The following is a 22455-nucleotide window of genomic DNA, read 5'->3' on the forward strand; positions in this document are numbered from 1 at the left end:
AGCGTGACCGCCCGAGCATAGCCAAGCCGTCCGGCCCTTGCTAGGCGAACGCGATGCAGCCTCCCGTCGCCAGCCGCCGCCCACATTCCGCCACCCACCACGGCATCGCCGTCGAGGATCACTTCGCCTGGCTGAAGGACCCCGGCTACCCTGTCGTCGCCGACCCCGACGTGCTGGCCTATGTCGCCGAGGAGAATGCCTGGTTCGAGGCGTGGATGGCGCCGCACGCCGCGACCGTCGAAACGCTGTACGAGGAACTGAAAGGCCGGGTGAAGCAGGACGACGAGGGCGTCCCGACCCGCGACGGCGACTGGGATTACTGGTGGAAGTTCGCCACCGGCGGCCAGTACCGGATCTGGCTGCGGCGACCCGCAGGCGGCGGCGACGAGCAGGTCATCCTCGACGAACCGGCGCTGGCTGGGTCGCTCGATTACTTCCGGCTCGGCGGGCTGGCGGTCAGCCCCGACGGCAACCGCCTCGCCTACGCGATCGACGCCGATGGGTCGGAACGCTTCACGCTGCGGGTCCGCGACCTTGCCACCGGCGTCGAGGGGGAGCCGATCACCGCGCACAGCATCGGCTCGCCGGTGTGGACCGCCGACAGCGCCGCGCTCGCCTGGACCGAGGTCGACGAGAAATGGCGCCCGTTCCGCGTTCGCCTGCACCGGCTCGACATCGGCGGCGAGGATGGCGTGCTATACGAGGAGAGCGACCCGAGCTTCTTCGTCGGCGTCGGCCGCAGCCAGGATCGCAGCCAGATCATCGTCCGCGCCGCCGACCACGTCACCAGCGAACTGCGGCTGTTCCCGACCGCCGCGCCCGAGACGAAGCCGCTGCTGGTCAGCTCGCGCTTGGCGGGTCGCGAATACGAGGTCGACGTGCGCGGCGAGACGCTGTTCATCCGCACCAACGACACGCATCCCAACTTCCGCATCGCCACCGCGACGCTCGCCGCGCCGGGCGAGTGGACCGAGCTGATCGCCCCGAGCGACGACGACTATATCCGCGGCATCACCGCCTTCACCTCCTATCTCGCGATCGAGGAGCGGGTCGACGGGCTCGACGCCGTTCGGCTGCGCTACGACGACGGAAGCGAACACCGCATCGCCTTTCCGGAGCCGAGCTTCACCGCCGGACTGTCGACCAACTCCGAGCCCGACGCGCCGCTGCTGCGGCTGAGCTACAGCTCGATGGTCACGCCGCAGACGGTGTTCGACTATGACGTTGCGGCGCGGACGCTGGTGACGCGCAAGGTCCAGGTCGTGCCTTCGGGCTACGACGCCTCGGCCTATGCGACCGAACGGCTGTGGGCGACCGCGCCCGACGGCGTGAAGGTGCCGGTGTCGGTGGTCTATCGCCGCGACCTGCCCCGCGACGGCAGCGCCCGGCTGCACCTGTACGGCTATGGCGCCTATGGCATCACCATCCCGCCAGGCTTCTCCGCCAGCCGCCTGAGCCTGCTCGACCGCGGTTTCGCCTATGCCATCGCGCATGTCCGCGGCGGCGACGACTTCGGCCACCGCTGGTACCAGCACGGCAAGCTCGACAAGCGCACCAACACCTTCACCGACTTCGTCGCCGCGGCGCACGCGCTGATCGACGCCGGGTTCGTGAAGGTGGGTAACATCTCGACCTCGGGCGGCAGCGCTGGCGGCACGCTGATGGGCGTCGTCGCCAACAGCGATCCGGGCCTGTGGCGCGCCGTCGTCGCGCATGTGCCGTTCGTCGACGTGCTGGGGACGATGCTCGACGACACGCTGCCGCTGACGCCGATCGAATGGCCCGAGTGGGGCAATCCGCTGACCGATCCGGCGGCATTCGCGCTGATCCGCAGCTACAGCCCGTACGACAATGTGACGGCGCAGGCTTATCCGGCAATGCTCGTCACCGCCGGCCTCAACGACCCGCGCGTCACCTATTGGGAGCCGGCGAAGTGGGTCGCCCGCCTCCGCGAGCTCGGCACCGGCGACAAGCCGCTGCTGCTCAAGACCAACATGGGCGCGGGCCACGGCGGCAAGTCGGGGCGCTTCGAGGCCCTACGCGAGACGGCGGAGGAGTTCGCCTTCATCCTGGCGGCATTCGATGCACCCGCCTGACCGCACGCCCTTCCGTCTGAGCGTCACCGCGCAGCCGGAGGACATCGACGAACTCGGGCACGTCAACAATGCCGTCTATCTGCGCTGGATCCAGGACATTGCCACTTCCCAGTGGCGCGCCGTCGGGCGGCCGGAGGATGTCGCGCGCTACGTCTGGGTCGTGACGCGCCACGAGATCGACTATCTGCGCGCTACGCTGGTCGGCGAGACGGTCGAGATGACGACCTGGGTCGGCACACCGCAAGGTGCCCGCTTCGAGCGCTTCGTCGAGATCGCCGGCCCCGACGGCAAGCTTCGCGTCTCGGCCCGCACCGTCTGGGCGCTGGTCGACCCCGCCAGCCGCCGTGCCCTGCGCATCCCGGCCGAAGTCGCCGCGCCGTTCCTGCAGGTCAGCGCAGGAAGCTGAGCAGGTGGATCCCCATGACCAGGATGAAGGTCATACCGGTGAACATCAGCGCGTGCCACGGGATCAGCGCGTGCTTCGCCAGCGGTGACCTGGCACGCGCCCGGTCGCCGATCAGCGCGATGATCGTGGCGACGACCGCGACGGCCAGGACGACGAGGCTGGTATCGCGGTCCATCAGGCTCCCTGAAAGCTGCAGCCGATGATCCGCCGCCGCGTCGGCCGGGCCTATGACCCGCTGCGGCGTTGCGCTAAAGCCTTGCTGCAACCAAGACAAGGGAGGTCGCTGGTGTCGAACCTGAAGCTGAAGCCTGTAATCGCGCTGTCACTGGCGGTGCTGATCGCGGCGCCATCGATCATCGCCGCTGCTCCGATGTACGCGATCCCACTGTCCGGCGCTCAGCGCTCGGCCGAGAACCGGGCGCGCGACAAATTCCGCCATCCGGTCGAGACGCTGACCTTCTTCGGCATCAAGCCGACGATGACGGTGGTCGAGATCTCGCCGTCCGCAGGCTGGTACACCGAGATCCTCGCGCCGTACCTCAAGGACAAGGGCGTCTATTATGCCGCCGGCAACGATCCGGCCGCAGGCGAGCGTGCGGTCAAGGGCATCGCCACGTTCAAGACCAAGCTCGACAGCAGTCCGGCCTATGCCAAGGTGCGCGTCACGGCGTTCGGCAAGGGCGCCTACGACATCGCGCCCGCCGGCTCAGCCGACGCCGTGCTGAGCTTTCGTAACGTCCACAACTGGTACATCGGCGGCTTTGCACCCGACGCTTTCAAATCCTTCGCCAAGGCGCTCAAGCCCGGCGGCACGCTTGGCATCGTCGAGCACCACTTGCCTGAGGACAAGCCCGACGCGATGCAGAATTCAAGCGGCTATATGAAGAAGTCGACGATCGTAAAGCTGGCGCAGGACGCCGGTTTCAAGCTGGTCGCGGAGTCGAAGGTCAACGCCAACGCCAAGGACGGCCACGACTATCCCAAGGGCGTCTGGACGCTGCCGCCCAACTACGCCGAGGGTGACACCAACAAGGCGAAGTACACCGCGATCGGCGAGTCGGACCGCATGACGCTGAAGTTCGTGAAGAGCTGAGCCCTATTTACCGAGCTTTTCGAGCTGGGCCTGCAGCGCCGCCATCTGCTGCTTCAGTTCGTCGAGCTCGGTCGGCTCGGCCTTCTTCGCCGGTGCAGCAGCACCCGGAGCGCCGGCGCGGCCGGTCAGCATGCTGGTCGCTGCCTGGAACATCGCCATGTTCTGCTTGGTGATCGCCTCGAAAGGCTTAAGCGCCGTCGCCGCGAGGGCGCCGGTGCCGAAGCTGGTCATCGCCTCGCGGAACTGCGTCTGGTTCTTGGAGAAGGCATCCATGGACGCTTCGAGGTAGTGCGGGACCATCGCCTGGGCGGTGCCGCCGTACATGGCGATGAGCTGCCGCAGGAACGGGATCGGCAGCATCGTCTGGCCGCCGTTCTCCTCCTCGTCCATGACGATCTGGGTCAGCACCGAGCGCGTGATGTCCTCACCACTCTTGGCGTCGAAGACCTGGAAGTCGCGGCCTTCGCGCGTCATCTTCGCCAGGTGATCGAGCGTGATGTAGCTCGAGCTGTCGGTGTTATACAGACGGCGGTTCGCGTATTTCTTGATGACCACCGGCGTCTGGCCGGGAGCGGGCTTGGCGGCGGATTCATCCATGATCTTGTCCGATAACAGTCTTGTTGCTGCACTAGCACACGCCGATGCTGCGCCGCAACGCGGCAACGTGGTCGAAATGCGCGGTCGCGGCCCGCATCCGCTGCCAGCGCTGATCGCTTTGCTTGCGGATGTCTGCGGTAGCGACCGTGAGCGTCTGCAGGCGGCGCTGGCGGGGGTGCGGGCTTATCAGGAGCATCCCTATCGCCGGGCGGTCGAGCCGATGCCGATCGTCGCTCGCGCCGGTCCGGCCAGCCTGCGCGACTATGGCGGAGCCGGTCCGGTCGTGGTGTTCGTGCCGTCGATCATCAATCCGCCGACGGTGCTCGATCTTGCTGTCGACAACTCGTTGCTGCGCTGGCTCGCAGGCTGCGGATTGCATCCGCTGATGGTCGATTGGGGTGACGCCGGCGAGGCGGACGAGGCGCTGAACCTGGCGGATCTCGTCAGCGAGCGGCTGGTCCCGTTGCTGCGCAGCATCGACGCGCCGTTTGCGCTGGCCGGCTATTGCCTTGGCGGCACGTTGGCGCTGGCCGGCGCGGCGCTTGTCCGCCCGACAAGGATCGCGCTGATCGCGACGCCGTGGCACTTTTCCGGCTATGACGCGACCCAACGCGCCGACATCACCGCACATTTCAAGGCGGTCGATCCGCTGATCGAGGCGTTGCATTGCCTGCCGATGGAGCTGCTCCAGCCCGGCTTCTGGGCGCTCGACCGCGAGACAGTGGTCGACAAGTTCGTCGCCTTTGGCCGCCGCGATCCCGACAGCCCGGCAGCGCGCGCCTTCGTCGAGCTCGAGGACTGGGCGAACACCGGGCCGCCGCTGCCGCCGCAAGTCGCGCGTGACCTGTTCCGTCACCTTTTTGCCGACGACCTGAGCGGCACCGGCGAGTGGCGCATCGGAGGCACCCCTGTTTGCCCCAAGGCGCTGCAGGTCCCAATTCTCGACATCGTCGCCACCCGCGACCGGATCGTTCCCGCCGGTTCGGCGCTGAACCTCGGCACCCGACTCGACCTGCCGCTGGGTCATGTCGGCATGATCGTCAGCAGCCGCGCCCCTGCCCTATTGTGGGAGCCGCTGGCACACTGGCTCCGGGGCGACTAGATACACGCGGAACAACCAATCAGGAGCTACCATGACCGGAGTCGTTATCACCGCCGCCAAGCGCACGGCAGTCGGCAGCTTCATGGGTGCCTTTGCCACCGTACCGGCCCATGAACTCGGCCGCACCGTCATCGTCGCCGCGCTGGAGCAGGCCGGCGTTGGCGCCGACGAGGTCAGCGAAGTCATCCTCGGCCAGGTGCTGACTGCGGCACAGGGCCAGAACCCGGCTCGCCAGGCGTCGATCAACGCGGGCGTCGCGCAGGAGACCCCGGCGTGGGGCGTCAACCAGGTCTGCGGCTCCGGCATGCGTGCCGTCGCCCTCGGCGTCCAGGCGATCCTGTCGGGCGATGCCAGCGTCATCGTCGCCGGCGGCCAGGAGAGCATGAGCCTGTCGAACCATGCCCAGGCCCTGCGCGCCGGCACCAAGATGGGCGGCGTCGAGCTGGTCGATACGATGATCAAGGATGGGCTGTGGGATGCCTTCAACGGCTATCACATGGGCATCACCGCCGAGAATGTCGCCGAGCGCTACCAGGTCACCCGCGAGAAGCAGGACGCCTTTGCCGTCGGCTCGCAGAACAAGGCTAGCGCCGCCCGCTCCTCGGGGCGCTTCAAGGACGAGATCGCGCCGGTGACCATCAAGGGCCGCAAGGGCGACACCGTCGTCGACACCGACGAGTATATCCGCGACGGCGCGACCATCGAGAGCGTCAGCGGACTGCGTGGTGCCTTCAAGAAGGACGGCAGCGTCACCGCGGCCAACGCCAGCGGCATCAACGACGGCGCCGCGGTGCTGGTGCTGATGACCGCCGAGGAGGCCGCCCGCCGGGGCTCGACGGTGCTCGCCAAGATCAAGTCATGGGCCTCGACCGGTGTCGATCCTGCGGTGATGGGCATCGGCCCGGTGACCGCGTCGCAGGCGGCGCTGAAGAAGGCGGGATGGTCGGTCGGCGACCTCGACCTGATCGAGGCCAATGAGGCATTCGCCGCACAGGCGCTGGCGGTCGGTCAGGAGCTGGGGCTGGACCCGGCCAAGGTCAACGTCAACGGCGGCGCCATCGCCATCGGCCACCCGATCGGCGCGAGCGGCGCGCGGGTGCTGACCACGCTGATCTACGAGATGGGCAAGCGCGACGCTAAGAAGGGCCTGGCAACGCTGTGCATCGGCGGCGGCATGGGCATCGCCATGTGCCTCGAGCGCGACTGATCGCCCGAAGCCGAACCCGTCGTCCCGGCCGGAGCCGGGACGACGGATCGTAGGTGCTTTAAGCGGCTTCGAGTTCGAGGTCGCTGGCGGACTTGGGGTTGGCGCAGACCCACTCGAGGATCTTCTCGGGGGTCGATTCGATGTACGGATCGGTGTCCGAGCCGACGTCGTTCTTGCCGGGCTCCTCGAACAGGGCGACGATCTTGCCCGAGTCGACGACCATCGAATAGCGCCACGAGCGCTTGCCGAAACCGAGATGCTCCTTGTTGATCAGCATGCCCATCAGCTCGGTGAAGTGGCCGTTGCCGTCGGGGAGCATCTTGACGTTCTTGAGGCCGAGGTCCTGGCCCCACTTGAACATTACGAACGCATCGTTGACGCTGACGCAATAGACCTCGTCGACACCGCCCTGGTCCTTGAGATTGTCGTACTCGCGCTCATAGCCCGGGCACTGTTCGCTGGAGCAGGTCGGGGTGAAGGCGCCGGGCAGCGAGAACACGACGATGCGCTTGCCGGGAGCGAACACTTCGGCGGAGGTCACGTCCTGCCAGCGGAAGGGGTTTGGCCCGTCGACGGTTTCGTCGCGGACGCGGGTCTTGAAGGTTACGGAGGGAACCTGACGGCCGATCATGGTCGTTCCTTTTGTCGGTGATGTGGAAGATACATCCCCAGATAGTGCCTCCATGCCGCGAACGCCAGAATTCATGCTGCAGATGCGAGAAGTTTATGGACCTGTCCGAAAGCCCTATCGCGGATTGGTACGCGACGCCGCCCGGTCGCGAGGCGGCCCGCCATCTCGCAGCTGCGGTAAGACCGATGCTGACGGGTGCGCCGACTGCACGGCTGCTGGCGCTGGGCCAGACGGCGCCGGTGCTGACGCGGATGCACGGCCTGCGCCACGAGCGCGTCGCGATGATCGTCGAGGGCGCGACACGCTGGCCGCTGACCCAGCCCAACCGGGCGGCCGCCGCCGACCCTGAGCGCCTGCCGTTCAACGACGCACTGTTCGACGACGCCCTGCTGATCCATGCGCTGGAGCTGGTCGAGCGGCCCCGCGTCGTGCTGCGCGAGCTGTGGCGGGTGCTGGCCCCGGCCGGGCGGCTGGTGCTGGTCGTGCCGAACCGGGCGGGCGTCTGGGCGCGCGTCGAATCGGTGCCGTTCGGGCGCGGCCATCCATATGGCAAGCGCGGCCTGACGCGGCTGCTCGGCGACGCGATGTTCGAGGTCGAGCATTGGGACATGGCGCTGAGCGCACCGCCGTCGCCTCGGCTGCGCTGGCTGGAGGGTCCGCTGGCGCGCTTCGCACCGACGCTGGGCGGGGTCCACGTCGTCAGCGCCAGCAAGATCGACGGCCTGCGCCCGGTCGGGCGAGTTGCCGCGGTCGAGAGGATCGTCCGGGCCGAGGCCTGATCAGCGCGCAAGGACGAAGACCGCCTGCTCCGCCCGCAAGTTCGCCGCCAGATCGAGCCGCTTGCCGCCGCCGAGATAGATCGCCTGCTCGACGTGGAAGCCGAGGTCGCGGACCAGCGCGCGGAAGTCGTCGACGGTGCACAGGTGGATGTTGGTCGTCTCGTACCATGCCACCGGCAGCGTCCGCGTCACCGGCATGCGCCCGCCGAACAGCATCGAGCCGCGGACCCGCCAGTGACCGAAGTTGGGGAAGCTGACCACCGCCCGCCGCCCGATCCGCAGCAGCTCGCCGAGCACCGCACCCGGCGCGCGCATTGCCTGCAGCGTATTGGACAGGATCACCGTGTCGAAGGCATCGTCGGGATAATCGCCAAGATCGGTGTCGGCATCGCCCTGCATCACCGACAGGCCGAGCGCCACCGCCGCCGCGACATTGGTCGCCGACAGTTCGATGCCGCGCCCTCGCACCGACTTGTCGCGGCGCAAAGCGGCGAGCAGCGCGCCGTCGCCGCAGCCGACATCGAGGACGCTTGAGTTGGGCGCGACCAGCCCGGCGATGACCGCAAGGTCGGGGCGGAGCTCGGTCATGCCGACGCCTTCAGCAAGGCGGTCGCCTGCGCCGACAGCCGTTCCATATAACGCTCCGGGCGAAGCAACGCGTGGAAGCCATTGGCGGCATACACTCCATGCGCGTCGCGGGTGACCAGCGCGAAGCGGCGGATGCCGGCGTAACCGGGGTGCTCGATGAACCAGTCGACCATGCGCCGCCCCAACCCCAGGCCGCGCACCGGCTCGTCGACCCAGACGTCGGCGAGCCAGGCGAATGTCGCGCGGTCGGTGATCATCCGCGCAAAGCCGACCTGCGCCTCGCCCCGATAGGCGCCGAGACAGTGCGAGCCGGCGATGGCGCGCTGGACGGTGTCGAGGGCGATGCCCGGCGACCAATAGCTCGACGCCAGCCAGCCATGGATGCGTGCCACGTCGAGGCGCGAGGCGTCGTCCGACAGCTCGATCATTCGCCCGCCCTCAGGAAGCCGTCGACGACGCGGTTGAGCTCGGGCGATTCGAGCAGGAAGGCGTCATGGCCATGCGGCGATTCGAGCTCGACGAAGCTGACCTCGGCCCCGGCGGCGTTGAGCGCCTTGACGATGCGGCGCGACTCCGGCGTCGGGTACAGCCAGTCGCTGGTGAAGCTGACCAGCGCGAACCGCACCGGCGTACCCTTGAAGGCATCCGCCAGCCTGCCGTCGTGCGGCGCGGCGAGGTCGAAATAGTCCATGGCGCGGGTGATATAGAGGTAGGAATTCGCATCGAAGCGATCGACGAAGCTCAGCCCCTGGTGGCGCAGATAGCTTTCGACCTGGAAGTCGGCATCGAAGCCGAAGCCCAGCGCCTCGCGGTCCTGCAGGCGGCGGCCGAACTTCTCGGTCAGCCCGGCCTCCGACAGATAGGTGATATGCGCCGCCATGCGCGCCACCGCCAGCCCGGCGCTGGGGGTCGGGCCGCCATAGTAATTGCCCTGCGCCCAGTTCGGATCGGCCATGATCGCCTGTCGCCCGACTTCGTGGAAGGCGATGTTCTGCGCCGAATGCCGCGCCGCGCTGGCGATGATGACTGCCGAGCGGACCCGCTCCGGATGCGCCGCCGCCAGCTGGAGCGCCTGCATGCCGCCCATCGAGCCGCCGACCACCGCCGCCAGCACGCCGACGCCGAGATGGTCGAGCAGCGCCAGTTGCACCGCGACCATGTCGGCGACGGTGATCACCGGGAAGGCCATTGCGAACGGCTTGCCCGTCGCCGGATCGACGCTGCCCGGGCCGCTCGAGCCCATGCAGCCGCCCAGCACATTGGCGCAGACGATGAAGTGCCGCGCCGGATCGACGGGCTTGCCGACGCCGACCATGCGACTCCACCAGCCGGGCTTGCCGGTACGCGGATGGACGCTGGCGACGTGCTGGTCGCCGGTCAGCGCATGGCACACCAGCACCGCGTTCGAGGCGTCGGTGTTGAGGCTGCCATAGGTCTCGTACGCGATCTCGACACGGTCGAGCATCTGCCCGGAGGCGAGGGTCAGCGGCGCGGTGAGGGTGACGCGGCGATCGAGGCCGTGCCGGGTGTCGTGGACAGTCATTGCGGTGAGTGGTTAGGCAGCGGCGGGGGTCGGCGCAAGACGGCGGTGGCGCGCCGGAAGGTTACGAAGGTTACACATATGAGGCAGTGTCCTTCTCCCGACGCGGGAAAACTGTGGATATGGTAATCGGGCATCGACGAACTGTGCCATATCGGTTCCGGTGTAGGACAGCGCTTTCCGCAGCGATGGCGTCGCGCACCCTGCCCCGGCGTCGCTCCCGTCTTGCCACCGCGCCCTGCGCCCGTCACAAGCCGCACCCATGAACAGCACCACGCCCGCCCCCCAGATCAAGCCGTGGATCGAGGCGCTGGCGCCCTATGTGCCGGGCAAGGCCAAGCTCGACGGCCGCCCGATCGTCGCCAAGCTGTCGTCGAACGAGAACCCCTTCGGCCCGAGCCCCTTGGCGGTCACCGCGATGCAGGCGGTGCTGGCCAACACCAACCGCTATCCCGACCCGGCCTCGACCGAGTTGCGCACAGCGATCGGCGCGCTGCACGGCATCGACCCGGAGCGGATCATCTGCGGCACCGGCTCCGACGAGATCATCCACCTGGTCGCGGGTGCCTTTGCCGGCGTCGGCGACGAGATCCTGTACCCGCGCTATGGCTTCGCCGTTTACGACATCGCGGCCCGGCGGGTCGGTGCGACGCCGGTGGTGGCGCCCGACCTCGACTATGGCACCGACGTCGATGCGCTGCTGGCGCTGGTGACGCCGCGCACCCGCGTCGTCTTCCTCGCCAATCCGAACAATCCGACGGGTACGCTGATCTCCGCCGCCGAGGTTCGCCGCCTGCACGCCGGGCTGCCGTCCGACTGCGTGTTCGCGCTCGACTGCGCCTATGCCGAGTTCGCCGAGGGCGAGTATGAGGACGGCCTGGCACTGTCCGACGCCCATGCCAACGTCGTGACGATGCGGACCTTCTCGAAGATCTATGGGCTGGCGGCGCAGCGCATCGGCTGGGGCTATGCGCAACCCGCGCTGGTCTCGGCGATGCACCGCATCCGCGCGCCGTTCAACGTGCCGACGACCGGACAGGCCGGCGCGGTCGCGGCGTTGGGCGATACCGACTGGGTCGAGAAGACCCGCTCGCACACGCTGGAGTGGCGGCGCTGGCTGACCGAGCAGGTCACCGCGCTGGGCAACAAGGGGCTGCGCGCCATCCCGTCCGCCGCGAACTTCGTGCTCGTCGAGTTTCCCGCCGAAGGAACGCTGACCGCCGACAAGGCGAACGAGGCGCTGCTCGCCGACGGGATCATCGCGCGCTACCTCGCGGTCCAGTCGATGCCGCGCTGCATCCGCATCTCGGTCGGGACCGAGGCCGAGACGCGCGCGGCGGCGGTCTCGCTGCGGCGCTTCGCGGGCATCGACTGATGCTGCCGTTCTCGCGGGTCTCGATCATCGGCATGGGGCTGATCGGCTCGTCGCTGGCGCGCGCGGTGCGGGCCAAGATGCCAACGGTGGCGCTGACCGTCCATGATGCCGACCATGCGGTGCGCGAGCGTGTCCGCGACCTCGACCTGGCCGACGATGTCGCCGATACGGCGGGCGCCGCGGTGATCGACGCCGACCTGGTGATCCTGGCGGTGCCGGTGCTGGCGATGATGAAGGTCGCCGCGTCGATCGCCGACGACCTGCCCGCGGGCTGCGTGATTTCCGACACCGGCTCGGTCAAGGCGAGCGTGCTGTCCGACCTCAGCGAAGTGCTGCCGGAGGGCGTGTCGATCGTGCCGGCGCACCCCGTCGCGGGCACCGAGAAATCCGGGCCGGACGCCGGCTTCGCGACGCTGTTCGACGGGCGCTGGTGCATCCTGACGCCCGCTGCGAGCGCCGACGTGCTGGCGGTCGAGCGGGTCCGGGAGTTCTGGACCCGGCTCGGCGCGACGGTCGAGGTCATGGACGCGGCGCATCACGACATGGTGCTCGCGGTGACCAGCCACCTGCCCCACCTCATCGCCTATTCGATCGTCGGCACCGCGTCGGACATGGAAAGCGTCACCTCGTCGGAGGTGATCAAATATTCAGCGGGCGGCTTCCGCGACTTCACCCGCATCGCAGCGTCGGACCCGGTGATGTGGCGCGACGTCTTCCTGTCGAACAAGGACGCGGTGCTGGACGTGCTGCAGCGCTTCACCGAGGATTTGACCGCGCTGCAGCGGGCGATCCGCTGGGGCGACGGCGAGTTTCTGGAAGCGTTGTTCACCCGCACCCGGGCAGTGCGGCGCGGCATCGTCGACCAGGGCCAGGACACCGACGCCGCGGACTTCGGCCGCAAGCACTAAGGCCCGCCCTAGCGCAACACCGGGCACGCCGGCTGCTGCGCGCGCACCGCCCGCGTCGCCGCCGGCAGCCCGGCCAGCGTCCATGCTCCCGGCGCACCACCGACCGCTAGCTTGACCGCGATCCGCAGGCGCTGCTCGCTGACCCGCTGGCCGCCGGTCAACGCGGCGCGCACCGTCTCCGGGCAGACCGTCAGGATCGTGCCGCTCACCCGCGCGGCGCCGCCTGCGACCGCGACGGTGCCGTCCAGCCGCATCACCTCGCCGGTCATGTCGGCCAGCGTCAGCCCATGCACCTCGACTGTGCCGCTGCCGGCCCAGCGCGCATAGTCGATCAGCCGCGTCGGACCGGTGACCCGAAGATCCGCCGCCATGGTCAGGGGCGCGCCCGATCCGAGCCGAAGGTCGGTGGCGGCCAGCACGACCTGTGCGCGCTGCGGCAGCGTCGGCGACCACGCCTCGGGCGACCGGCCCGGTGTCTCGCGGACATGCACCTCCAGCCGCGTCGCCGTCGCCGGACTGCCGAGCAGCGCCGCGTCGATGCGCGGACGGTCGAACACCGTCGACAGCCGGGCGACGCGCTTGTCCTTGTCGAGGTGCAGGCTCGACTGCGACGCCGGCGCGGTGATGCTCAGCGCCGCGGCGGGCAAGGCCGGGATGGCAAACACGGCGCGCACGTCGGTGCCCCGGATCAGCGTCAGCGCCGGCTGCCACGGCCCGCGGTTGAGGATCGCCTTCGCCGCCGACAGTCGCGCGCTGAAGTCGGTGCCGCGCTTTTCCAGCACCGGCGCGTCGACCGTCGCCTCCAGCCGGTACGGAAAGCCGCCCAGAACCAGCGGGCGACCCGGCACCAGCGCGCTGATCTCGGTGCGGAATTCGCGCTTGTAGCCCGACCAGAACCACCAATAGCCGGCAACCGCGAGCAGCAGCGGCACGACGGTCAGCCACAGCGGGATGCGCTTCACAGGGCCACCGCCCCTGCGCCGACCGGAGCGTTGATCGCGGCATGGACCCGCGCTTCGATTTCCTCGCGCGGCAGGCCCGGGGGAATCGGCTCGCCGAAGCGCATGGTGATGACGCCGGCGTGCTTGACCAGCCCCTTGGGCCAGACCTTGCCGCTGTCGAGCGCCACCGGCACGACCGGCAGCTTGAGCATCCGGTACAAGCCGGCAAAACCCGGCTTCAGCGCCGGTTCCTCGCCGACGGGGACGCGCGTGCCCTCGGCGAAGATGATCACCGGGCGGTCGGCGGCCTTGGCCTCGGAGGCGGCGCGCATCATCGCCCGCATCGCCGTCGTCGAGGCGTCGCGATCGACCGGGATCGCGCCCTGCCGCCGCGCCACATAGCCCCAGACCGCGATGTTCATCAGTTCGGCCTTCATCACCACTGCCGGCGCATTGAACAGCGCCAGCGTCATGATCGTCTCATACGCCGACTGGTGCTTGGCGGCGACGATGACCGAATGCTGCGGCACATTGCCCTCGATCTTCAGGCGGACCCCGAGCAGCACGCGGGCGGTGACATAGAACCACTGCGCCCACAGCCGCGACATGAACTGCAGCGCCGGATAGGAGATCAGCGACGCGATCGCCGCGCCGCTGACGATCGGCACCGAGCCGAGATAGAACACCGCCGTGAACAGCAGCGAGCGCAGCAACGCGATCATTCGACCCCCAGCTGCAGCGCGCCCCAGCGCAGTGCGAACTTGTTGAACTCGCGAATCAATCCCAGCGGCTGGGGATCGACCGGCACCGCGTCGGCGAGGATGCTGACGGTCTTGGGCAGTCGCGCCTCCAGCTCCAGCCGGGCGCGCCGCATGTGCGCGGCCGAGGTCACCAGCCGCAGCGTGCGGTAGCGGTGCCGCGCCATCCAGTCCCGCGTCTCCTCGGCATTGGAGCGCGTGTCGATCGCCGCGAAGCCCAGGTCGACGCGGGTATCGAACAAGGCGCGGGGTGCCCCGACGATGGCGGCCAGTTCCGCATCGGTGACGCCGCGCGCGACGCCCGAGACCAGCATCCGCTCCGCCTGCCCCGCCGTCAGCACCTCGACGCCGCGCGCCAGCCGCCCGGAACTGCCGGTCAGGACGACCACCGCGTCGGTGCGCAGGTCGAGCGGCGCATCCTGCCCCAGCGTCACCACGAACCAGGCAAAGACGAAGCCCCAGACCATCGCGACCAGCGCGAACAGGCGGACCAGGATCTTCACGGACGCGCGCCCATCACGAGAGCGTCCTGGCGGTCACATCTCTCCCCGTGCCCGGCGGATGGCGAACCACTTGGCGACGTTGGCATTATGCTCGGCCAGCGTGTCGGCGAAGACATGCCCGCCGGTGCCGTCGGCAACGAAGTACAGCGCCTTGGTCGGGGCCGGATCGAGCACCGCGGCGATCGAGGCGCGACCGGGATTGGCGATCGGCCCCTTGGGCAGGCCGACCATGACATAGGTGTTGTAGCCGTTGTCGGCGTGGAGCTCGCTCTGCTTGATGCGGCGGCCCAGCGCCCGGCCCTTGGTATAGGGATAGATCACCGTCGGGTCGGCGCCCAGCTTGATGCCCTGCCTGAGCCGGTTGCCGTAAACCCCTGCAACTGTGCGGCGTTCGGCGGCCTTGCCGGTCTCCTTCTCGACGATCGAGGCAAGCACGATGGCTTCCTCCGGAGTCTTGACGACGGCGGTCGGCTTGCGCGCCTTCCACAGCGTCGCCAGCTCGCGCGTCATCGCCGCCTGCATGCGCTTGAGCACCGCGGCGCGTGGTTCGCCGGCCTGGAAGTCATAGGTGTCGGGCAGCACCGAGCCCTCGGCCGGCACGTCGATGGTGCCGGTGAGCTGCTTCTCGGCGCGCAGCCGGTCGGCGACCATCACGGCAGGCCAGCCTTCGGGAATGGTGATGCGATAGCTCAGCACCTCGCCCGACTGGAGCGATTCGAGGTAATGCTTCCAGCCGTCGCCGCGCGCGAAGCGGTACACGCCCGCCTTGATCGGCACCGGCTTGCCGAGGATGCGCGCCAGCCACTCGAAGTGCCGCGCCGAAGTGACCAGCTCGACGTCCTCGAGCTGCTCCGACGCCTTGGCCAGCGACGACCCCGGCGCGATGGTGACATCGACGGTCTTGACCGGCTTGTCAGGACCGCCCCACCACGGCGCGAGCAGCATCGGAGCACCGAGCAGCGCCAGGAGCAGCAGGAAAACCAGCCCGGCGCGCCCGACCTTCACAGGCTCTGGAAGACCAGTGTCGCGTTCGTCCCGCCAAAGCCGAAGCTGTTGTTGAGCACGGCCTTGACCTTACGCTGCTTGGCGACGTGCGGCACCAGGTCGACACCGACACAGGCATCCGACGGATCGTCGAGGTTGAGCGTCGGCGGCACGATCTGGTCGCGCATCGCCAGCAGGCAGAAGATCGATTCGACCGCACCGGCACCACCGAGCAAATGCCCGATCGCCGACTTGGTCGACGACATCGACACCGTGTCGATCGCCGAGCCGAACAGGCGGCGGACCGCGCCCAGTTCAAGCTCGTCGCCCATCGGCGTCGAGGTGCCGTGCGCGTTAATATAGTCGATGTCGGACGGGTCGAGCCCGGCCTTCTTCAACGCCATCGTCATCGAGCGGAACGCCCCCGACCCTTGCGGGTGCGGCGCCGTGACGTGGTACGCGTCGCCGGTCAGGCCATAGCCGATGACCTCGCCATAGATTTTCGCACCGCGCGCCTTGGCGTGCTCATACTCCTCCAGGCAGACGACGCCGGCGCCCTCGCCCATGACGAAGCCGTCGCGGCCCTTGTCATAGGGGCGCGAGGCGCGGGTCGGCTCGTCGTTGAAGCCGGTGGACAGGGCGCGGGCCTGCGAGAAGCCGGCGATGCCGAGCGGGCAGATCGCGCCCTCGGCGCCGCCCGCCAGCATGACATCGGCATCGTCGAGCGCGATCATCCGGGCTGCGTCGCCGATGGCGTGTGCGCCGGTCGAGCAGGCGGTGACGACCGCGTGGTTGGGTCCCATCAGTCCGTATTTGATGCTGACCTGGCCGGAGATCAGGTTGATCAGGCGGCCGTGAACGAAGTGCGGGCTGACCCGGCGCGGGCCTTTTTCGTGCAGGACGATCGATTCTTCCTCGATGCCCGGCAGGCCGCCGATGCCCGAACCGATCGAGCAGCCGGCGCGAAAGCGCTGCTCCTCAGTCATGTCGGTCAGGCCGGCGTCTTCCAGCGCCTGCCCGGCGGCATCGATGCCGTAGGTGATGAATGGATCGACCTGGCGCTGGACCTTGTGGTCGACGCGCTTGCCGGCGTCGAAGGTGTCGCCGCTGCCGTCGCCGCGCTTGACCTCCATCGCGATGCGGCAGGCGTAGTTGGTCGCGTCGAAGCGCGTGATCGGACCCGCCCCCGACTTCGAAGCGATCAGGCTGGCCCAGACGGTTTCGACATCGCTGCCCAGCGGCGTCACCATCCCCACTCCGGTAATTACGACGCGGCGCATTCGCGCTCTCCTCAAGTCATTGTATCTGCGGAAATACGCAAAACGGCCCCCCGCGGGTGCGGAGAGCCGTTTTAATCACGGGTCGACCCCAGCCGGCACCCTTAAAGCGCCAAGGCAAACTAAGCTCAGGCGGCCTGGTTGGCGCCGATGAAGCTGATGGCGTCCTTGACGGTCAGAATCTTCTCGGCGGCATCGTCGGGAATCTCGACGCCGAACTCTTCCTCGAAGGCCATGACCAGCTCGACGGTGTCGAGGCTGTCTGCGCCGAGGTCGTCGATGAAGCTGGCATCTTCGGTGACCTTGTCGGCATCCACACCGAGGTGCTCGATGACGATCTTCTTCACGCGGTCTGCAACGTCGGTCATGTTAACCTCTCCCGGCTCGCTGGGTCGGCGGCCCTGTTGTGTACGTCCTGCCGATACCCGTGGGCGTGCGACGTGGCAAGCGTCCGTTAACGTGGAATGCACGACACCGGCACGATCTTCGCACCGATCGACGTACCGGTCAGATCATCGCCATCCCGCCGTTGACGTGCAAGGTCTGCCCGGTGACGTAACCGGCCTCGCGCGAGGCGAGATAGACCACCGCCGCGGCGATGTCGGCGCCCTCGCCCAGTCGCCCGGCGGGGATGCGTCCGGTCAGTGCGTCCTTCTGCACCTCCGGCAGCGCGTCGGTCATCGGCGAGACGATGAAGCCCGGCGCGACGCAGTTGACCGTGATGCCGCGCGTCGCGACCTCACCGGCCAGCGCCTTCGACATGCCGATCAGGCCGGCCTTGGATGCGGCATAATTCGCCTGGCCCGGATTGCCGGTCACGCCGACGATCGAGGTGATCGAGATGATGCGGCCGAAGCGCGCCTTCATCATCGGCTTCATCGCCCCCCGGCACAGGCGGAACGCCGCCTCCAGGTTGACGCGGATGACCATCTCCCACTCCTCGTCCTTCATGCGAAGGGCGAGGTTGTCGCGGGTCACGCCGGCATTGTTGACGAGGATATCGAGCTGGCCCAGCGCGGCGACCGCCTGCGGCACCAGTGCATCGACCGCCTTGGCGTCGGCCAGGTTGCACGGCAGCGCGACGGCACCGTTGCCGATCGAGCGCGCCAGCTCCTCCAGCTTGTCGAGACGGGTGCCCGACAGCGCGACGCGGCAGCCGCGAGCCTCGAGGCCCCGCGCTACCGCTTCGCCAATACCGCCCGACGCCCCCGTAACCAGCGCCGTCATACCACTAAGGTCGAACATCGGTCTTCTCACTTCGCTCTCCCCATGGTGCATCAAGCCCCATGGAGCAGTAACATTTAAAAAGTCTTCGCAATGGCTTCGATACCGGACATGTCGATGGCCGAAACGTTGCTTGCGTCGGGTGAAATACGCTTGTTCATCGGTCCGAGAACCTTGCCGCCCAGCTCGATGAACTGGTCGACCCCGAGCCCGGTCATCGTTGCGACACTCTCACGCCATCTTACCATTCCAGTAACCTGTTCGACCAGAAGTCGGCGAATACTGGCGACATCGCTTACCGGCTGGGCGGTGACATTGGCGACCAGCGTCACGAACGGCGCATCGAGGCGCGTCCCGGCCAGCGCCTCCTCCATCGCATCGGCCGCCGGCTGCATCAGCGAACAGTGGAACGGCGCCGACACCGGCAGCAGAACGGCATGCCGGGCACCACGGGTCTTGGCGAGGGCGATGGCGCGGGTCACCGCCTCGACATGGCCCGAGATCACCGCCTGCCCGGGGGCATTGTCGTTGGCCACCGCACAAATCTCTCCCTCGGCGGCTTCGGCAGCGACCGCCTGCGCCGTCGCCAGGTCGATACCGAGCAGCGCCGCCATGGTTCCGGCGCCGACCGGCACGGCGGCCTGCATCGCGGTGCCGCGCAACCGCAGCAGCCGGGCCGTGTCCGCCAGCGTCAGCGATCCCGCGGCGCACAGGGCGCTGTATTCGCCCAGGCTGTGCCCCGCAACATAGGCCGCCTTGTCGGCCAGCACGATGCCGCCCTCGCCTTCGAGCACGCGCAGGACCGCGATGCTGAGCGCCATGATCGCCGGCTGGGCGTTGCGGGTCAGCTTGAGCTCGTCTTCCGGGCCGTCGAACATCAGGCGCGACAGCCGCTCGCCGAGCGCATCGTCGACTTCCTCGAACACCGCCCGCGCCACCGGGGAGGCGCCGGCCAGCGCCGCGCCCATGCCGACCGCCTGGCTGCCCTGCCCGGGAAATACGAAAGCTCGCGTCAAATCCAGTCTCCAGATACGTGACTTATGCCGCCGACCGATTAGGCGCAGGTGAGAGAAGCGGCAACCTTCGGGTTTGCATGGAAGGTCGCTTCGATTTATGTCCGCAAGGCGGTTAACGGGACAGACAGATCCCGAGCCATAGAATTCACGTCAATCCATCATGCCTTACGGCAATTCGAGAGGGTCCCAATGAACTTCGTCAAGTCACTTGCGCTGGCTGCATCGGTCCCCGCCCTGATGATGGCGATGGCACCTGCCGGCGCCGCTGTTTCCTCCGCCGTCGGCAAGCCGCTGACCGCCGCATCCAAGGCTGCTGCCTCGGGCAACACCGCTGCCGCGATCGCCTCGGTCAACGCCGCTCGCACCGCGGCCAAGACCCCCGAGGAGCGCAGCAAGGTCGGTCAGATGGCCGCCTATGTGTACACCAAGGCAGGTCAGTACGGTAAGGCCGCGACCGAGCTCGAAGCGCTGGGCGCACCGCCCAAGCAGCTCGCCCAACTTTATTATAACGCCGGCAACCTCGACAAGGCTGTCAGCTACGCTCGCAAGGCCGGTGGCGACGACATGCAGGTGTTGATCGCCCAGGCCGCCGCGCGCCAGGGTCGCTACGGCGAGGCGGTCACCGCCTACAACAACCTGATCAAGACCAACGGTCCCAAGCCCGCCTATCTCGAGAACCTCTCGGCCGCCCAGTACAAGTCGGGCGACAAGAAGGGCTACATCGCCACCACGACGCGCCTGATCAAGATCGATCCGTCGCCGGCACGCTGGAAGACCCTGCTGGTCAACATGCGCCAGGGTTCTATGAGCGCCGATGCCAAGCTGGCGCTGTATCACCTGATGAGCCAGACCAACACCATCGACCGCAACGAGGATTACCTCGAGTTCGCCAAGCTGGCGCTGGTCGCCGGCCAGTCGGGCACGGCACGCGACGTCCTCGCCAAGGCCGGCACCACCGGCACCGACGCGATGAGCCAGCGCCTCGCCCAGGCCGCTACCCAGCGCGCCGCCGCATCGGCCGCCCAGGCGCCCAAGCTCGTCGCTAGCCCGGCGACTGCGCTGCAGGGTGCCCAGGCCTATCTCGGCCTCGGCCAGTATCCACAGGCGATCGCGGCCTACGACAAGGTCATCGCAGCAGGCGGTGGCCAAGCCGACCAGGCGCGCATCTACAAGGGCATCGCCCAGGTCCGCGCCGGCCAGATCGGTCCGGCCAAGGCCAGCTTCGCCGCCATCACCGATGCCAGCGAGTTCCGCGACATCGGCAACATGTGGGCGCTGTACACCTCGACCAAGGGCTAACAGCTTGCGTTTACCGGCGGGTTCCCCTAGGGAGCCTGCCAGCACCGGCGGGGGCAAGTCCTCCGCCGTTTGCTTTTCGAAAGCCAGCCGGAGGGGTGTCGCATGGTGCGCCATCAACGATCGGCCGACACGGAGTAACGGACACATGCCGTCATACGAGCATGTCTTCCTCTTGCGACAGGACCTGGCGACAGCCCAGGTCGAGGCGCTGAGCGAGACTTTCACCAAGATCATCACCGACGGCAAGGGCGCCGTTACCAAGAACGAATATTGGGGCCTGCGTACCCTCGCCTACCGGATCAAGAAGAACCGCAAGGCGCATTACGTGATGTTCAACATCGATGCTCCGTCGCCGGCCGTCGCCGAGCTGGAGCGCCAGGTTGCGCTGAACGAGGACATTCTCCGCTACATGACCGTCAAGGTCGATGCGCTCGAAGTCGAGCCGTCGGCGATGATGCGTCGCAACGAAAGCCGCGAGCGCGACCGTGATGGCCGTGGCGGCGATCGTGACCGTGGCGACCGCGGTGATCGCGGCGACCGGGGCGACCGTCCGCGTGGCGGTGGTGGTGGCTTCGGCGGCGAGCGCTCAGGCGCTGGTGCCGGTGGCGGCGAGCGTGGCGGCGGTTTCCGCCCGCGCACGGCTTAAGGAGGGCTGATACATGGGACGTCCATTTTTCCGCCGCCGCAAGAGCTGCCCGTTCTCCGGTCCCGATGCGCCGAAGATCGACTATAAGGACGTTCGCCTGCTGCAGGGCTTCGTCTCCGAGCGTGGCAAGATCGTACCGAGCCGCATCACTGCCGTCAGCGGCAAGAAGCAGCGCGAACTCGCCCAGGCGATCAAGCGCGCGCGCCATCTGGGCTTGCTGCCCTACCTCGTTAAGTAGGAGCAAATTCAATGGATGTGATCCTGCTCGAGCGCGTCGAGAAGCTTGGCAACATCGGGGACGTTGTCTCCGTAAAGCCCGGCTTCGCACGCAACTTCCTGCTGCCGCGCCAGAAGGCGCTGCGGGCCAGTGAAGCCAACAAGAAGCGGTTCGAGAACAACCGTGCCCAGATCGAAGCCGACAACGCCGGCCGTCGCGACGTCGCGGCTGTCGACGCCAAGGACATCGAGGGCAAGACGGTGACGCTGATCCGCCAGGCTTCGAACACCGGCCAGCTGTACGGTTCGGTCGCTACCCGCGACCTCGCCGACGCGCTGATCGCCGACGGTGCCAAGGTGACCCGTAACCAGATCGTCCTCGACAAGCCGATCAAGGCGCTCGGCCTGTACGACGTCAAGGTCGCGCTGCACCCCGAGGTTTCGGTGACCATCAAGGTCAACGTCGCTCGCTCCCCCGAGGAGGCCGAGCTGCAGGCCAAGGGCGTCAACGTCTCCGCCGACATGTTCGAGCGCGACGGTGCCGGCTTCACCGAGGACTTCGATCCCAACGCCGAGCCCGGCCTGCAGGGCGACAACGCGCCTGCACCAGCCGCCGAAGCGCCTGCGGACGACGAAGCCTAAACTCTCGTTATATCGGTCATCCCGGCGAAGGTCGGGACCGAGTTACGCTACGGGGCACATACCCTGTAAGGTGGCTCGGTCCCGGTCTTCGCCGGGATGACAGTTTCAAGATGAGGTCACGATCATGACCGACGACACCTCGATCCCGACCACCGCGACCGACGTTCCGCCCGACCGCCTGTCGGCGACGCCCGGCACGCCCTATTACGACGAGGCGACGCTGAGCCGCGGCATCGGCATCCGCTTCAACGGTACCGAGCGCACCACCGTCGAGGAATATTGCGTGTCCGAGGGCTGGGTCCGCCTGACGGTCGGCAACAGCCGCGACCGCCGTGGGAACCCGATCACCATCAAGCAGCAGGGCGTCGTCGAGCCGTGGTTCAAGGATATCGCCTGAACCGAGACGGCGGTTGCCGCTGGTGAGGAAGGCCGGACGATGATCGTCATCCCGGCGCAGGCCGGGACCCATCAAGCGCCTCCAGCAGCATTGCGCGCCGCAGGCCTGGCCAAGTCGAATTTCGAGCTGAATGGGTCCCGGCCTTCGCCGGGATGACGGTCTCTCTCAATAGCGCGACCTCTCACGCCCTCTCGCTCCCACCCCCAAAACCTTGTGTTTCGTCCCCGTAA

At 67.9% G+C, this 22455-nt stretch carries 27 protein-coding genes; 13 read left to right on the plus strand and 14 right to left on the minus strand.

Features of this window, described 5'->3' with window-relative positions:
• The first annotated feature begins 53 nt into the window (after window positions 1-53).
• Both ACOFKW_RS14865 and ACOFKW_RS14870 read left to right on the plus strand, forming a co-directional pair.
• A complete protein-coding gene (locus ACOFKW_RS14865; protein ID WP_419814908.1) occupies window positions 54-2096 on the plus strand; it encodes a S9 family peptidase in 2043 nt (680 codons plus the stop codon).
• Entirely contained in the window at window positions 2083-2502 is a 420-nt protein-coding gene (locus ACOFKW_RS14870) for an acyl-CoA thioesterase (protein ID WP_419814909.1), read from the plus strand. The genes ACOFKW_RS14865 and ACOFKW_RS14870 overlap by 14 nt, the downstream gene beginning before the upstream one ends.
• Here ACOFKW_RS14870 and ACOFKW_RS14875 read toward each other — a convergent pair.
• A complete protein-coding gene (locus ACOFKW_RS14875) occupies window positions 2486-2677 on the minus strand; it encodes a hypothetical protein (protein WP_419814910.1) in 192 nt (63 codons plus the stop codon). The genes ACOFKW_RS14870 and ACOFKW_RS14875 overlap by 17 nt on opposite strands.
• Window positions 2678-2701: 24 nt before the next feature.
• Between ACOFKW_RS14875 and ACOFKW_RS14880 the strand changes: the two genes are divergently transcribed.
• Window positions 2702-3595, plus strand: coding sequence for a class I SAM-dependent methyltransferase (locus tag ACOFKW_RS14880; RefSeq protein ID WP_419814911.1), 894 nt, complete (start codon window positions 2702-2704; stop codon window positions 3593-3595).
• A 3-nt stretch (window positions 3596-3598) separates the two neighbouring features.
• Here ACOFKW_RS14880 and phaR read toward each other — a convergent pair whose 3' ends face one another.
• Window positions 3599-4192 (minus strand): polyhydroxyalkanoate synthesis repressor PhaR, encoded by a 594-nt coding sequence (phaR, locus tag ACOFKW_RS14885; protein ID WP_419814912.1) that lies wholly within the window; start codon window positions 4190-4192, stop codon window positions 3599-3601.
• On the opposite strand from phaR, the gene ACOFKW_RS14890 reads away from it, so the two are divergent.
• Complete coding sequence (locus ACOFKW_RS14890) at window positions 4191-5294, plus strand: alpha/beta hydrolase (RefSeq protein ID WP_419814913.1); 1104 nt, start codon at window positions 4191-4193, stop codon at window positions 5292-5294. The two genes, phaR and ACOFKW_RS14890, sit on opposite strands and share 2 nt — an antisense overlap.
• 31 nt (window positions 5295-5325) lie before the next feature.
• Window positions 5326-6501: an acetyl-CoA C-acetyltransferase gene (locus ACOFKW_RS14895; protein WP_419814914.1), complete on the plus strand. Its 1176-nt coding sequence runs from the start codon at window positions 5326-5328 to the stop codon at window positions 6499-6501.
• 58 nt (window positions 6502-6559) lie between these two features.
• Here the strand turns inward: ACOFKW_RS14895 and ACOFKW_RS14900 are convergent, their stop codons facing one another.
• Window positions 6560-7132, minus strand: coding sequence for a peroxiredoxin (locus ACOFKW_RS14900; RefSeq protein ID WP_419814915.1), 573 nt, complete (start codon window positions 7130-7132; stop codon window positions 6560-6562).
• Window positions 7133-7227: 95 nt separating this feature from the next.
• Between ACOFKW_RS14900 and ACOFKW_RS14905 the strand changes: the two genes are divergently transcribed.
• On the plus strand, window positions 7228-7911 hold the full coding sequence (locus tag ACOFKW_RS14905) for a class I SAM-dependent methyltransferase (RefSeq protein WP_419814916.1): 684 nt from the start codon (window positions 7228-7230) through the stop codon (window positions 7909-7911).
• Here the strand turns inward: ACOFKW_RS14905 and metW are convergent, their stop codons facing one another.
• The 3 genes from metW to metX are packed head-to-tail and all read right to left on the minus strand — an operon-like array spanning window position 7912 to window position 10042.
• A complete protein-coding gene (metW, locus tag ACOFKW_RS14910; protein ID WP_419814917.1) occupies window positions 7912-8499 on the minus strand; it encodes a methionine biosynthesis protein MetW in 588 nt (195 codons plus the stop codon).
• The gene (locus ACOFKW_RS14915; RefSeq protein ID WP_419814918.1) at window positions 8496-8927 is read right to left on the minus strand and encodes a GNAT family N-acetyltransferase; all 432 of its coding nucleotides are present in this window, start codon (window positions 8925-8927) and stop codon (window positions 8496-8498) included. The genes metW and ACOFKW_RS14915 overlap by 4 nt, the downstream gene beginning before the upstream one ends.
• Window positions 8924-10042 (minus strand): homoserine O-acetyltransferase MetX, encoded by a 1119-nt coding sequence (metX, locus tag ACOFKW_RS14920; protein WP_419814919.1) that lies wholly within the window; start codon window positions 10040-10042, stop codon window positions 8924-8926. Before metX ends, ACOFKW_RS14915 begins: the two co-directional genes overlap by 4 nt.
• 259 nt (window positions 10043-10301) lie before the next feature.
• On the opposite strand from metX, the gene hisC reads away from it, so the two are divergent.
• Together hisC and ACOFKW_RS14930 are read left to right on the plus strand one after the other, a co-directional pair.
• Window positions 10302-11414, plus strand: coding sequence for a histidinol-phosphate transaminase (gene hisC / locus ACOFKW_RS14925; RefSeq protein ID WP_419814920.1), 1113 nt, complete (start codon window positions 10302-10304; stop codon window positions 11412-11414).
• Window positions 11414-12322 carry a prephenate/arogenate dehydrogenase family protein gene (locus ACOFKW_RS14930; protein ID WP_419814921.1) on the plus strand — a complete coding sequence of 303 codons (909 nt, stop codon included), beginning with the start codon at window positions 11414-11416 and terminating at the stop codon, window positions 12320-12322. Before hisC ends, ACOFKW_RS14930 begins: the two co-directional genes overlap by 1 nt.
• Before the next feature lie 8 nt (window positions 12323-12330).
• On the opposite strand, the gene ACOFKW_RS14935 is transcribed toward ACOFKW_RS14930, so the two are convergent.
• The 8 genes from ACOFKW_RS14935 to ACOFKW_RS14970 all read right to left on the minus strand — a co-directional run bounded on the left by ACOFKW_RS14935 (window position 12331) and on the right by ACOFKW_RS14970 (window position 18977).
• Window positions 12331-13284 carry a DUF2125 domain-containing protein gene (locus ACOFKW_RS14935; protein WP_419814922.1) on the minus strand — a complete coding sequence of 318 codons (954 nt, stop codon included), beginning with the start codon at window positions 13282-13284 and terminating at the stop codon, window positions 12331-12333.
• Window positions 13281-13985, minus strand: coding sequence for a lysophospholipid acyltransferase family protein (locus ACOFKW_RS14940; RefSeq protein WP_419814923.1), 705 nt, complete (start codon window positions 13983-13985; stop codon window positions 13281-13283). Before ACOFKW_RS14940 ends, ACOFKW_RS14935 begins: the two co-directional genes overlap by 4 nt.
• Entirely contained in the window at window positions 13982-14524 is a 543-nt protein-coding gene (locus tag ACOFKW_RS14945; RefSeq protein WP_419814924.1) for a YdcF family protein, read from the minus strand. Before ACOFKW_RS14945 ends, ACOFKW_RS14940 begins: the two co-directional genes overlap by 4 nt.
• Before the next feature lie 33 nt (window positions 14525-14557).
• On the minus strand, window positions 14558-15469 hold the full coding sequence (gene mltG, locus ACOFKW_RS14950) for an endolytic transglycosylase MltG (protein ID WP_419816967.1): 912 nt from the start codon (window positions 15467-15469) through the stop codon (window positions 14558-14560).
• Between the two features lie 56 nt (window positions 15470-15525).
• Window positions 15526-16788: a beta-ketoacyl-ACP synthase II gene (fabF, locus tag ACOFKW_RS14955; protein ID WP_419814925.1), complete on the minus strand. Its 1263-nt coding sequence runs from the start codon at window positions 16786-16788 to the stop codon at window positions 15526-15528.
• A gap of 125 nt (window positions 16789-16913) precedes the next feature.
• Window positions 16914-17153, minus strand: coding sequence for an acyl carrier protein (locus ACOFKW_RS14960; RefSeq protein ID WP_419814926.1), 240 nt, complete (start codon window positions 17151-17153; stop codon window positions 16914-16916).
• 139 nt (window positions 17154-17292) lie between these two features.
• Entirely contained in the window at window positions 17293-18030 is a 738-nt protein-coding gene (gene fabG, locus ACOFKW_RS14965) for a 3-oxoacyl-[acyl-carrier-protein] reductase (protein WP_419814927.1), read from the minus strand.
• Window positions 18031-18086: 56 nt separating this feature from the next.
• Complete coding sequence (locus tag ACOFKW_RS14970; RefSeq protein ID WP_419816968.1) at window positions 18087-18977, minus strand: ACP S-malonyltransferase; 891 nt, start codon at window positions 18975-18977, stop codon at window positions 18087-18089.
• 237 nt (window positions 18978-19214) lie between these two features.
• Between ACOFKW_RS14970 and ACOFKW_RS14975 the strand changes: the two genes are divergently transcribed.
• The 5 genes from ACOFKW_RS14975 (at window position 19215) to ACOFKW_RS14995 (ending at window position 22225) form a co-directional block, all read left to right on the plus strand.
• Window positions 19215-20324: a tetratricopeptide repeat protein gene (locus ACOFKW_RS14975; RefSeq protein WP_419814928.1), complete on the plus strand. Its 1110-nt coding sequence runs from the start codon at window positions 19215-19217 to the stop codon at window positions 20322-20324.
• Window positions 20325-20469: 145 nt separating this feature from the next.
• Window positions 20470-20970, plus strand: coding sequence for a 30S ribosomal protein S6 (gene rpsF / locus ACOFKW_RS14980; protein ID WP_419814929.1), 501 nt, complete (start codon window positions 20470-20472; stop codon window positions 20968-20970).
• A gap of 13 nt (window positions 20971-20983) precedes the next feature.
• Complete coding sequence (rpsR, locus tag ACOFKW_RS14985) at window positions 20984-21208, plus strand: 30S ribosomal protein S18 (RefSeq protein WP_419814930.1); 225 nt, start codon at window positions 20984-20986, stop codon at window positions 21206-21208.
• Between the two features lie 11 nt (window positions 21209-21219).
• Window positions 21220-21828 (plus strand): 50S ribosomal protein L9, encoded by a 609-nt coding sequence (gene rplI / locus ACOFKW_RS14990; protein ID WP_419814931.1) that lies wholly within the window; start codon window positions 21220-21222, stop codon window positions 21826-21828.
• Between the two features lie 124 nt (window positions 21829-21952).
• The gene (locus ACOFKW_RS14995) at window positions 21953-22225 is read left to right on the plus strand and encodes a DUF3297 family protein (RefSeq protein WP_419814932.1); all 273 of its coding nucleotides are present in this window, start codon (window positions 21953-21955) and stop codon (window positions 22223-22225) included.
• Window positions 22226-22455 lie beyond the last annotated feature (230 nt).

Origin of the sequence: Glacieibacterium sp., from assembly GCF_965200405.1 — a bacterium.
GTDB lineage: Bacteria > Pseudomonadota > Alphaproteobacteria > Sphingomonadales > Sphingomonadaceae > Glacieibacterium.